This is a genomic window from Thalassoglobus neptunius, assembly GCF_007859735.1.
Taxonomy (GTDB): domain Bacteria; phylum Planctomycetota; class Planctomycetia; order Planctomycetales; family Planctomycetaceae; genus Thalassoglobus; species Thalassoglobus neptunius.
On record NZ_SIHI01000073.1, the window covers coordinates 1 to 12,503 of the forward strand.

Below are 12,503 nucleotides of genomic sequence, written 5' to 3' on the forward strand. Positions count from 1 at the left end.
CAGCTTCTGCAACACCTCAGCCAGCGACTTTCCTGCCGCCAACATCGCTTGCCCCTCCTGCAACAGCTTCACAATCTGCTCAGGCTTACGTCGTCGTCGCTTCGTCATCAAAGTCTCCTCGAACCAAAATCGGTCGGTTGACTCTCATAACATCTGGATCAGAAAATGGGGAGCACGCCAGGGTTGATCGGACCGGAGATGGGAGCAGTCTTTCGTGATCATCAAGATTGTTCACGCGAAGAGGCCCTCGAATGGATGTCACCGGCCTTTCGAGAGTGTGACTTCGTACTTGTCGAAGGAAATCAACACACGACGGCCCCAAGGATTGAAGTGTGGCGACAAGCTGTTGGTCAACCGGCGTTGATTGCGGCTGATCCAACGATTCATGCTGTGGTGACCGACGATGCTTCTCCAGTCGACGAGTGTCGAGTCTGGACAAGAACTCCGATTGAGCAACTGGCCGACCTCGTACTGAAGTTTATCGATACTGCCGCACGATAATTTCCGTTAAACCAACCAGTCCGGTTTAAAGATCATCAGGACTCCAAGCGTAAAGATTAACAATCCGCTGATCAGTTTCAGCCAGCGACCTTCTTTCTCTTGAAGTTTGCGTTTCCCCAGAGTGACGACGGCGATGAGAACCATAATGCTGTCGTCGAACATATATGCGATGTTATACAGGGCCAGGTAAGCATAGTTCTTCCACGCGGGATACTCCTGCATGGTCAGCACGTTCGTATAGAGTGCTGGAAGACCAGCAGTGCATAGCAGTTCGACAATGTTGACGAGCACTGCCAGGACCATTGCACCTGCAAGAGCTGCCCACATCGATTCGGCCGTGATGATTCTTCTTGCTCTTGCGTAGATGCCAGGTTTTGCCGAGTCGGGAATGGAGAGTGACACACCTTGCCGAAACGCAAAGAAGTCCTTGATGTGAATGGCTCCCACAATCACAGAGAGAATTCCCAACGTGAGTTGGACTCCTCGAAGATATCCAATGAGCAGAAAGACGTTGAGCCAGGCCGCCATAAAAGCGAAATAGGCCAAACCAGAGATTAAGACGAAGACGCCCGCAATGGCAAACATCTTCGTTCGGCTCTGAAGGTTCACCAGAAGCGAGAGAAGAAAAAGAAGAACCCACATCGCGCACGGATTGAATCCATCTACCAGCCCGATGGCAATGGTGAACGCGGGCATTCCGATTTCGCGTGCATTGATGATTCCGAAAACGGGAAGGTCCACAGTCTGCGTGTCGAAGGGGCCACTTTCGTCCAGATCGAAAGGCAATGGGGCATCTTCGCCGCCGCCATCAATCGTGGACTCGTCTTCTTGTCCTCCCGGCGGAGGAGGCAGAGAACCTCCGGGAACAGGGAGGTCAGAAGAGCTCGAAACTGGTGGAGGAAGTGGAAGATCGTCTCCCGGAATGGGAAGTTCAGAATCGCTTGGCGGAAGTGGAAGCGGTGCGTCTGAGGCGGGGAGTGGCAAGTCCGAATTCGTCGATGCCTCGCCGTCTGAACTCCCGTCTGAAATGGCGAGAGTGCTGAATGATGAAATCAGCCATCCGCCAGCAAGACCGAGTTGCAATTGGGGAGTTTTCCGATCGCCTCCATTGGCCATTGAGTCGATGAGCTTCGTGGATGCGAGGCTCTTTTCATGTATGGCCGAACGTGACGGAGAAGAACGAAGTTGAGAAGTGTTTAGTTGGCGTTCACGTTGCTGGCTGAACTTTTTTTTTGACTGGCACAGCTGCGTGACCAGTAGTCGAGGGTTTGCAGGATCTTTTTTCCGGTCGTCGACTCGCGATCAAACCCAATCGTCAATCCATTGCAGTAGTGAATGACGGGAAGACTGGCGGCACGTTGACCGTATCGGCGCACAAGTCCTTGCATCTCTTGATTGGCAGCCTGGCTGGTGATGACCTCTTTATAGACAATTTCGAGTGCTGGATAACGAGAGCCATATTTTGCGAGGAAGGCTTTCGTCGCTGCACAGTGAGGACATCCATATCGGACGTAGGCAGTCATCCTCAAGATTTCGTTCAGTCGAGAATTCAGTTGATCCGGACTCTGGACATCCGCAACGATGTGTTTCATTCCGTAGACCGCCGGAAGTTTGACATCAGCGAGGCGAAAGTGTTTGGCAATCTCGTCGAGGCGGGTTTTCACTTCCGGGGAGTCGTGCAAATCACGGAAGTGGAGGATTAAACCACCTCGCTGATCAGCAAATTCTTGCAGCTTCGCCTGAAGCTCCGTCGCCTCGTTTTTTTCCGAGTCGTAGAAGAACTCAATTGAAAAGCATTGATGAAGCGGGGCCTCTGCTGCCAACACGCCGATCGGAAGAACGAAAAAGAAAACGGCACTCCAGAGACCAGAGCGTGCAGCGATTGGCATCAGAGACAGCACAGAAGCTCCTCCTCAAGTGATTTCATGGAAACATGATCGACTACTCAGCCTGCCATGCTTCGGGCAGATAATCAAGGAAGAAGTTCGACGCGCTGGACCGATTCTGACCTTCGACGGTTTCCGGAACGCGTGCAGTGACAGAATCATCAGACGATCACTGATCAGACAGACCCGAACGTCCGGCAAACACTGCGCAGCTTGTCAATCAGACCGTTTTCGACCGTTCACTGCCCTACTCGACTGGATTCATCAACCGCGATGAAGGCATCGTTCGCTTATACAATTCGCCACAATCCCGAGATGGAGAGGGCGAAAGTGAGCAACAGTGAAGAGCCGAATTGAAATCGAGATCAACGTCGATCGGTCTTCTCGCGGAGTTCCGGTTTCGGATTCCAAATGGGGGAGAATGGACGTCCGTGAACTGGAAAGCGAATCCGGATCCTCACGATGCGGTTGGCGTTACCGAAGCTGTTTATGCCAATCGGTCAGTTGCAACGTGATAGTGCGGGTCTTCGGAGACATTGACTTCAACAAACTCCCCGGCACGGTCCAGCAGTTGGCGACATTCGCTGCTCAAGTGAGTCAGGTGAAGGCGTTTTCCTGCGTTGTCGTACTTTTCGCTGATCGAGTTAATCGCTTCGAGGGCTGACTGGTCGTAAACCCGGGTGTAGTAGAAATCGATCACAACGTCGTCTGGATCGTTTTCAAAATCAAACAACTCTTTGAATGAAGTCACGGAGGCGAAGAAGAGTGGTCCGTGGAGCTGATAGATTTTACTTCCGTACTGATTAAATTTGACATCCGCGAAGATGTGTGTGGAGTGCTTCCATGCAAAGACAAGTGCCGATACCACAATCCCCAGGATCACAGCAGTCGCAAGGTCGTGCATGACGACTGTGTATGTCGTCACAAGCACCATCACGAGTACGTCGCTTGTCGGCATCTTTTCAAACATCTTGATAGACGCCCATTCGAACGTTCCGATCACGACCATAAACATCACGCCAACAAGAGCCGCCATCGATATCTGTTCAATCAAAGGCCCCAAGAAGAGCACGAAAATCAAAAGGGCAACTGCCGCGGCGACTCCCGAAAGTCTCCCTCGACCCCCGGAATTGACGTTGATCAGCGACTGACCAATCATCGCACAACCGCCCATTCCTCCCATCAGACCACAGAAAAGGTTCGCAGCCCCTTGCCCAAGGCACTCGCGATTCCCTTGTCCTCGAGTCTGAGTGATTTCGTCGATGAGTGAGAGAGTCATCAATGACTCAATGAGCCCGACGCCACACAAAACGATTGAGAACGGCAGGATGATCCAGAAAGTTTCAAGAGTGAGGGGAACCATTTCGTACTGAAGGAAAAACGGCAACGGAAGGGAACCGCTGATTCCTTCTGCAGAGTTGGGCGAGGAAGCGACGGTGGCAAGTTCTTCGGAAACGGCAACTTCACTGACGGCCGCATCGGACTCGGTCACTGTCACCACTAACTCTGTCGATTCATCAGAGGTGTCGGTTTCTGAGTGATGAGAACCGTGACCAGTCGAGTTTTCCGCTGCTTCGAGGTTGGTTCGCAGCATGTCTCCGACAGTCGCGATAAACTGCTGTCCTTCGACATGTTCAACGTTGTGGTTGATTCCAAGTGAGAGAATTGTCACGACAACAATGGCTGCAAGTGAAGCTGGAACGGCACGCGTCAACTTGGGGAGAAGCCAAATGATGGCCATCGTGATTGCTACGAGAACGAGCATTACGGCGAGGCGCGATCCACTGAGATAGACGAGTTCACCGGAACCGGAAAGCGTCTTGAAGCTTCCCAGTTGGGCTAATCCAATCACGATGGCGAGCCCGTTTACAAATCCGAGTTCCACCGAGTGCGGAACCATTCGAATCAGCTTTCCGAGACCGAATAGTCCAGCGAGAACCTGAAAGACGCCACATAACATCACCGCCGGAAACAGGTACTCGATTCCATGCTCGGAAACCAATCCGATGACGACAACCGCCATGGCACCTGTTGCTCCCGAGATCATTCCTGGACGGCCGCCACACACGGCAGCAATCAGCCCGACAAAGGCTGCGGAGTAGAGTCCAATGAGTGGAGAAACCCCCAGCAGAAACGCAAAGGCGATCGCTTCGGGAACGAGGGCCAACGCAACGGTAATCCCCGAGAGAAGATCGCTTCGAACTGATTCGGAATTCTGACGAAAGAAATTGAGCATGGTCTTTTCTATGCGGTGTTCAGGCTGCGACGGGCTGAGCTTAGCGCTGAGACAGCAAATCTACAGATGGTGTTTGTGCAAATCGTGTTTGTGCGTGAACTGTCTTCGGAAGAAAGAAGTCAGCGAAAGAAACTTGACTTTGAAAACTGGTCGCGTCGAGCAGTGACTGCTAAAGATCCAGTCACGCGGCAATTTTGGTGATGCAAAGCATCAGCTGGCCGGTCGCGCAAGAGTCAAGGTGGGGTGAACATGCCGGAACAATAACGTCACTCAAGACGAGCGGCAACTCAAAAAGAGACATTCATCGAAGTCACAACGGGATCGTCGAGACTTCGTATGAATCGTCTGATAAGTCACGCTAAATAACGCATTTAATATTATTAAGTGCTGATGTGTTTATTTAATCCCGAGGCGGATCAAGCTGTCATCGGAACAGTTTGATTGGTTCTTAGAACTTGCCGCTTTTGCCGAATATTCAGAGGGAGGCACGCCGGGTTGTGCTCGACTCAAAAGCTTGATCAGAGACGATTGTCTCGTGGAGGGATGCGTATTGATCAACTTCCAGGAGCTTTGAGGAAGCGTTGATTCTCAGGATTTCGCGCTGGCAGATGTCGTCGGTAGGGAAGCTGTAATCGGCGGACTTCGGTTGTCAACTGGCCACTGCGATAAGACTCGGCGATCGCCTTGGGAATTTTGGCTTCTGCGAGCACGACCTTCGCCTTGTTTTCTTGTGTCAGCGATCGCATTTCCTGTTCATACGCGACAGCCATTGCGCGTCGCTTCTCTGCTGCGGCGCGAGCGATTCGAATGTCTGCGTTGGCTTGATCGATTTGAAGAGATGCGCCGATGTTGCTTCCCACATCGATATCTGCGATGTCGATAGAGACAATTGCAAAAGCTGTTTGTGAATCGAGCCCTTTAGCGAGCACCTCTCTCGAGATCGCCATTGGATCCGTGAGCGCGTCCTGATAGGTCTCGCACGACCCGATGGCAGAAACGATTCCCTGACCAACGCGAGCAATAACAGTTGTTTCAGTTGCTCCTCCAATCAATTGGAGAAGATTTGTTCGAACGGTGACGAGGACGCGGACCTTCAGTTGAATTCCGTCCTTCGCAACACCATCAAGTGTGTCCTGGTCTGCCACTTCCGGGTCGGGGCAACGAATCACCTTTGGATTCACGCTCACCCGCACAGCTTCCAGAACGTCTCGACCAGCGAGGTCGATTGCAGCAGCGGTTTCCCAATCGAGTGAGATCCCGGCACGGTTCGCAGCGATCAGCGCCAGCGTGAGTCGCAGAACGTCTCCGCCCGCCAGATGCTGAGCTTCCATAGCCTGTGTGGGAATATCGTCAATTCCCGCCTGAACGGCCATGACGCGGCACTGCATGATGATCCGCGGATTTACGTTCCGCAAGGACATCAAGAAAAGTTGAAAGAGTCCAATGCGTGCCCCGGAGACAAACCCCTGAAGCCACAGTGAGAAATATTTCCACAGGATGGCGACGAAGATCGCACCGACCACGCAGAACAGGATCACGAGCCATGTCGGAAGCATTCTCGAGGACTTTCAAAACTCGAGTCCGATCCTGAAAAGAAAACAACAGCGGACTGGCGACCGCGATCGATCCGATTTGGAACCACTCGATGACGACATAAACTTGGAGACACGCTCACCCGTCCAGATCGGCACACGGAGGAAAATCGACCTGCTGTGAGTTGAGCGTGAGTGTGTTGTCAGGTGACGATGTGAAACATGCGTCAGACTGAAAGTTTCAATGTGGCCAGTCGCTGTCGTTGGGTATTCCGAACATACCTGAAAGGCAGACTGAAGTGGAACACGAACGGACGGGTGTCAATTCGATCGACACGTCAGTGCCGCACTTTCAGCTATGTCAGAGTTCTTCATCTGATGAAATTGCCGGAGCAAATTCCATTCACGCAGTGCGGACGTTTTCCGCACGTGGTCCTTTAGGGCCCTGGCCCACATTGTAAGTCACTCGCTGACCTTCACGAAGATCATCGTAGCTGACTCCTTCGACTGCCGAACTGTGGAAGAACATGTCTTTTCCACTGCCGTCATCGATAAATCCGAATCCCTTGTCGGTGATTCTTTTGATTGTGCCTTCTGCCATCTCTGTAATCCAATACTCTCAAATAGTGATTGTGCTGACGGGGACGAATGAAACACTCATTCGATTCGCCTGCACACAAGAAGTTTGATCACTCATGAATCGGAAGAACTTCATCACCGTTGTTATCGAGGTGACTGGTCTCCGAGTTTGACTCATGAGTTGATCCGGGTGCTTTCAGTAAACCGTCTCCGCTTTTCCGCTCGAGACGACGGCTCCGCTTGGCCTCAGCCTTTGATCGCTTTTCGGCTTCGCGTTGTCTTTTTTGGAACGTGTTGCGTCGCTTGTTAATCAGGGACTCCCTTTGAGAAAACTCTCATTGACGACTTTGCGACGCCTTGTCGTTCAGTCAATCCACGACATCAACTCGTTGGTTTCGCATCGCGGCGACGTCGTGGAAATTTTGGTTTCGATCGTCTTTTCTTCTTCACGCCCGATGGACTCCCTTCAGAGCTCGATGTTGTCGAAACCGAGCGATCGGATGAGTACCGACGTTTGGATTTTCCGTTCTGGGAGCTCTTCTCATTTGATGACGAAGAACGATTTCCCCCATGTCTTCTGGAACCGCCTGGGCGTCCCTTGCCTCCACCTCCTGAACCGTGACGACCACCGCGACGCTCAGGTCGGGGGAAGTCTGGGTCAACGGGGATTTCCTGGCCGATGAGACGTTCGATTCCTCGCAGTTCTCGAAACTCCTGACCGGAACAGAATGTCAACGCGATCCCTTCCGCTCCGGCTCGTCCTGTGCGTCCGATGCGATGCACGTAGTTTTCAGCTTCCATCGGAAGGTCGAAATTGATGACGTGGGTGATTCCCGTGATGTCAATTCCGCGAGCAGCAACGTCTGTGGCGACGAGAACATCGACCCGTTTACGGCGAAACGCGTCCAATGCTTTCTGGCGCGCGTTTTGCGACTTGTTTCCATGGATCGCGGTGGCACGAATTCCATCGTCCATAAGTTCTTCAGCGACGGAATTCGCCTGTCGCTTTGTTTTCGTGAAAACAAGCGTTTGGCCGACATTTTCTCCTGCCAGAATTTTCTGGAGGGTCTTCAGCTTATCGCGTTTTTCGACAAACAAGACCTGCTGGGCAATTTTCTCAACGCTTGTTGTCTCTGGTGTGACGTTAACGTTGATAGGATCACGCAAAAGGCTGTTGGACAACTCAGTGATTTTCGGCGAGAGAGTTGCCGAGAAAAAGAGCGATTGTCGTTGCTCTGGAAGCTGCTTGATAATCCGCTTCAGGTCGGGAAGGAATCCCATATCCATCATGCGGTCAGCTTCGTCCAGGACGAAGACTTCCAGTTGATCGAGTTCGATGTGTCCCTGATTCATCAGGTCGAGCAGTCGACCTGGAGTGGCAACCAGGATGTGGACCCCTCGCTTGAGCGATCGCACTTGTTGACGCTGGCCAACACCACCGTAAATGAGGGCGTGTCTCAGTCTGAGATGACGTCCGTACTTGCTGCAGCTGTCACCGATCTGAATTGCCAGTTCACGAGTCGGAGCGAGAATGAGAGCAGACGGCCGGTTTGGCGTCGCTTTTCGGTTCCGCTTTCCGAGCATGTTGAGAATTGGCAATGCGAACGAAGCGGTTTTCCCGGTTCCGGTCTGTGCGCAACCCAAGACATCTTTGCCTGCAATGGCAGGAGGAATGGTCTGGGCTTGGATGGGAGTTGGGTTTTTGTAGTTTTCGTCAGCGAGGGCACGCTGGACGGGCGGGATCAAATTCAGTTCTTCAAACGTAGTCAAAATGTATCCTTTGATGAATATTGTGAGATGACATTGCCTTCAGGCAATGCTGGCGATTTTTTCCGATTCGCTCATTTCGCAGAAACTATCTGGTGATTTTTCACTCAGAAGCACACATTGTCACAATGTTGTGCTCCAGCAATTTCCCGTGACGAACCCGGTGGCCGGACTGGTTGCCTTGGAAAACTGCAGTGATAATCACTTGCCAGGCGGATGACATCTGCTTAAGCGATTCATTTTTCTCTGCTCACTCACCGTGATGCTTATTCTCAGCATTTTGTGCGATTAGACGAGCGAATTTCCGAATATCAATTCGAAGATTCCACTATAGTAATCGCTGGTGAATGGCCGTATCCGACAAGCTTCACTCCAGACAATATTGTCTCAGGCGTGAAACAGGATTTCTTCGGATCGGTTCGATTCGTTAATGAAGCCACAACGTCACCATCGCGGGAAATTGTGGATCGGAAATGTGAACAATAGAGGCTCAGCAGAAAGAAAAATCATCTTCTGCAGAAAGACCGCTAACCAAGGAATTCTGACCAAACAAGAAAGATTCAGAACTCGGAGCGTTGTCTTGCAACGCAGGCGGCTTCCCAGAGCGGTCAACACAACCGATAGTTGGCAGCAGTTCGGCATCACGTACAGGTCAATGCCAAAACAACGGGACTGCAAAAGGATCCACCTTTGCTCCAAAATCCCGTTTGATCGGAAAACGCCCTCACTCACATGAATAACGCTACTCGCTTGATTCCGATCGCTTTGATTCGGTAGACAACTGAACATCGCCACCAAATCTGACATAAATATATCAATGATCTCGCACAACGCCAAGTCAGAAATCACAAATTTTAATCCACTTTCGTCGATCTCCCGTTGATTGCTGGTGACTCTTCACTTTTCATAGACTCCGACGCAGCGATCGCATCGTGATCGATAAGGTTCAGAATCGTCGAAGTCATAAGTGTGTGAGCGACTTCCGTAGCTTGCCTTGCACCACGTCACCTTGGAGTTCGATCAAGTCTAACTCGTTGGGCGCAAACGGTTCGGGCGCAATCGGTAGATTGAGAAGTCTTCAACCAGCTTACCCATTTCAGGTTCAATCGTTCCTCGATAGGCAGTCATTCGCAGATGCATGATCCCCATTCGCATCCATCCCCAATCGAAACACCGCTTCCGAGGCGGCAGATCTCGCTGCAGTGTCGGCCGGTGGTCAATCGGTTCGTTCAGCAATTGAAAACTGATCTGGACGACAATCTTGTTGCCGCTGCGGTTTACGGACCGGCTGTGACTGAGATTTTCGACTTGCGCTATCATCGTGTTCACGTTCTGATCGTCACTCAAACTCGTGATGTCGATCGACTCATTGCCTTGGGGGCTTCTTCCGATCGGGCGATTCAACAAGGAATCGCACCGCCGTTGATACTCACCGAGAAGGCGTTAAAAGCTTCCTTCGATGTCTTTCCGCTTGAGTGGTTGGACATCCATCAATTTCATGTGAATCTTGTCGGAGTCGATCACCTCGCGTCGGTGACGTTCAATCCTTCCGATGTTCGCCTGCAATGTGAACGGGATCTTCGAACTCTCGATATTCAAATTCAGCGAGGCATTCTTGCCAGTCGTGGGAACCGTAAACGTGTCGAGCGGATTGAAGATGCATCTCAAGACACGCTTGTTCGGATCCTTCGCGGAATCGCATGGTTGACCGGTGACAGGAACGCATACCTTCCCCTTCCGCTCGTTGATCATTGTGAGGTTCTCCTTGATAAGCCACTCCCAGGGTGCCGTCAGTCAGTCGATCATGAGGGCCGCCACGACTTGCAGACCCTTGGCCAGCTTCTCGACGAACTTGGACATCTCGCAGGCTGGATTGATGTTGTTTAGAGCTTTATTCGGGAGGGACTTTTTGGCTTCGCAACGACACGCAGGACGACAAACGTTTTTAACAACTCGTGCAATTGCGTCCGTACACGATCGAAGGAACTCAACTCAGCAAATCTGCGGTCGCGCTGATTTCAGTCTGTTGATTGCCATCGGCGTGGTCCTCGCGTTCCTGATCATTGGATCGAATTCAGCGATTGCGCAGGAGATTGTTCCCGACGATGGAACTTTCGTCATTGACCAGGTCGGAGTCTTTACCCCTCAGGAAGAGGAACGACTGGAAGGCTATCTTCGCGAACTGAATCAAAAGACGACCGCGCAACTGAAAGTGCTGGCTGTCGCGTCGACCGGGGATCTTTCGATTTTCGACTACGCCCAGAAAACCGCTGAAGCATGGAAACTCGGTACGGAAAAAGAAGACAACGGCGTTCTAATTGTACTTGCTGTGAATGACCGACAGGTTCGCATTCAGACTGGATATGGGATCGAACCAATCCTCCCGGACAGCTGGTGCGGGACGAATTCGCGCGATGTGGCCAAACTATATTTCCGACAGGAGAAATACGCGGCCGGGTTGACTGAACTCGCTTTGCGGGCAGCGACGCGAATCGCCGATGAACAAGGAGTCGAACTGACGGGCGTTCCTCAGCGACGTGCTGCCCAGGGTGAGGAAATGAGCCCCCTCGCCTTTTTCGTTCTGATGGTCATTGTTTTCATCATATTGGCAAATATGGGAAAGAGACGCGGACCACGTGGACGGGCTGGCGGCGGTTGGTGGATCGCTCCGCACTCGACATGGGGGAATGGAGGCCGGTCGTTTGGAGGCGGGGGCGGAGGTTTTGGAGGCAGCTTTGGTGGTGGTGGAGGATTCGGAGGCGGCGGCGGCGGAGCGAGTTGGTAACTCTCTGCGGAGGCTCACGACTCAAATCCGCACCCGAACGATGTAAAATTTGAACGGTCGATGCTCGTCCGGTTCTATTGAAATTTTAACGAGAGAAAAGGCATTCCCGATGAAGTCAATTCTTCCTGTATTGATCGTGCTTGGACTGATTGTTGTTGGAATCGGAGGTTGTGCGGTCTCTGGATACAACCGCGTCATTTCTCTGGATGAGAAAGTGAAATCAAGTTGGGCGCAGGTGGAAACTCAACTGCAACGACGTTACGACCTCATTCCAAACCTTGTGGAAACGGTCAAAGGTGTCGCTGCTCAGGAAGAGTCCATCTTTGTCGGAGTCGCTGAGGCGCGAAGCAAATATCAGAACGCCTCGACGATCAACGAAAAGGCGGCTGCCGCTTCCGGGCTGGAATCCGCACTCGGTCGCCTTCTTGCAATTCGGGAAGCCTATCCAGAGCTTCGCAGCAATGAGTCATTTCTCAAGTTGCAGGACCAGCTTGAAGGCACTGAAAATCGCGTGTCCGTCGAACGTGGTCGATACAATGAAGCTGTTCAGTCGCTGAATTCCTACATTCGCGGAATTCCGGGAAGCTTGTGGGCATCGTTCGTAGGTGTTCAGAAAGCGGAGTACTTCGAAGTCGAGTCAGACGCTGCACGCGAAGTTCCGAAAGTCGATTTCAGAGACTCGTCCAAAGAAAGTGCGTCGGTTGAAACGATACCGCAGGATTCCGTCACTCAGCGGACTGGCCCCGCTCGCTTTGTCAGAAGAGTTTCCCTGACATCATAATCTCACGGCAATCTGTTTGTGCCGGTTGATATCAAAGCTCGATTGATCACGGCGTTTCGGGATTAAACTGGCCTTCTCGGATTTTAAGACGTGTTGACCGTGCGTTGAACGAAAACACCCAGCAAAGATGGACGAACCTCTTTGCAGGGTGTGACGTTTTCTTCAGACGCATTTCTCATCACTCAATGGGACGAGAAGGCGTTGAGGAGAAGGTGAAGCGACGATTAGTTTCCAGTTGGAAGTGGGATCTTCACTCCATCTTCTTCGAGTTGCTTACGAACCCACTGGAACCTCTTATACTCGCTAAGAGCCTATCCGGAATCCTCTTCATGCTGTAAGTCGGTATTTGAACGGAGCTTGGTTGGGTGAAGGAGCTAAGCGGCGGAGCATGCGACCAATGGAAGCCACATAGATCATGGCTTCGCTCGATTTGGTG

General features: G+C 51.8%; 10 protein-coding genes. 4 read left to right on the forward strand and 6 right to left on the reverse strand.

Annotation, left to right across the window (positions count from 1 at the left end; genetic code table 11):
• Positions 1-165: 165 nt before the first annotated feature.
• Positions 166-501: a molybdopterin-guanine dinucleotide biosynthesis protein B gene (locus KOR42_RS24635; protein ID WP_146512489.1), complete on the forward strand. Its 336-nt coding sequence runs from the start codon at positions 166-168 to the stop codon at positions 499-501.
• A 6-nt stretch (positions 502-507) separates the two neighbouring features.
• Here KOR42_RS24635 and KOR42_RS24640 read toward each other — a convergent pair whose 3' ends face one another.
• The 6 genes from KOR42_RS24640 to KOR42_RS24665 all read right to left on the reverse strand — a co-directional run bounded on the left by KOR42_RS24640 (position 508) and on the right by KOR42_RS24665 (position 8,504).
• Positions 508-1,617, reverse strand: a complete 1,110-nt coding sequence (locus tag KOR42_RS24640) for an NrdH-redoxin (protein WP_146512490.1) — start codon at positions 1,615-1,617, stop codon at positions 508-510.
• A gap of 80 nt (positions 1,618-1,697) precedes the next feature.
• Positions 1,698-2,402 (reverse strand): glutaredoxin family protein, encoded by a 705-nt coding sequence (locus KOR42_RS24645; protein ID WP_146512491.1) that lies wholly within the window; start codon positions 2,400-2,402, stop codon positions 1,698-1,700.
• 472 nt (positions 2,403-2,874) lie between these two features.
• The gene (locus tag KOR42_RS24650; protein ID WP_146512492.1) at positions 2,875-4,623 is read right to left on the reverse strand and encodes a SulP family inorganic anion transporter; all 1,749 of its coding nucleotides are present in this window, start codon (positions 4,621-4,623) and stop codon (positions 2,875-2,877) included.
• A 554-nt stretch (positions 4,624-5,177) separates the two neighbouring features.
• Positions 5,178-6,179: a flotillin-like protein FloA gene (gene floA / locus KOR42_RS24655; protein ID WP_146512493.1), complete on the reverse strand. Its 1,002-nt coding sequence runs from the start codon at positions 6,177-6,179 to the stop codon at positions 5,178-5,180.
• Positions 6,180-6,558: 379 nt separating this feature from the next.
• Complete coding sequence (locus KOR42_RS24660; RefSeq protein WP_146512494.1) at positions 6,559-6,756, reverse strand: cold-shock protein; 198 nt, start codon at positions 6,754-6,756, stop codon at positions 6,559-6,561.
• Positions 6,757-7,115: 359 nt separating this feature from the next.
• Positions 7,116-8,504: a DEAD/DEAH box helicase gene (locus KOR42_RS24665; RefSeq protein ID WP_146512495.1), complete on the reverse strand. Its 1,389-nt coding sequence runs from the start codon at positions 8,502-8,504 to the stop codon at positions 7,116-7,118.
• Positions 8,505-9,635: 1,131 nt separating this feature from the next.
• On the opposite strand from KOR42_RS24665, the gene KOR42_RS24670 reads away from it, so the two are divergent.
• From KOR42_RS24670 to KOR42_RS24680, 3 genes are all read left to right on the forward strand, one after another.
• On the forward strand, positions 9,636-10,388 hold the full coding sequence (locus KOR42_RS24670; protein WP_146512496.1) for a hypothetical protein: 753 nt from the start codon (positions 9,636-9,638) through the stop codon (positions 10,386-10,388).
• A gap of 22 nt (positions 10,389-10,410) precedes the next feature.
• Positions 10,411-11,286, forward strand: coding sequence for a TPM domain-containing protein (locus KOR42_RS27085; protein ID WP_197441560.1), 876 nt, complete (start codon positions 10,411-10,413; stop codon positions 11,284-11,286).
• Positions 11,287-11,395: 109 nt separating this feature from the next.
• The gene (locus KOR42_RS24680; RefSeq protein WP_146512497.1) at positions 11,396-12,067 is read left to right on the forward strand and encodes a LemA family protein; all 672 of its coding nucleotides are present in this window, start codon (positions 11,396-11,398) and stop codon (positions 12,065-12,067) included.
• The last annotated feature ends 436 nt before the right edge of the window (positions 12,068-12,503 follow it).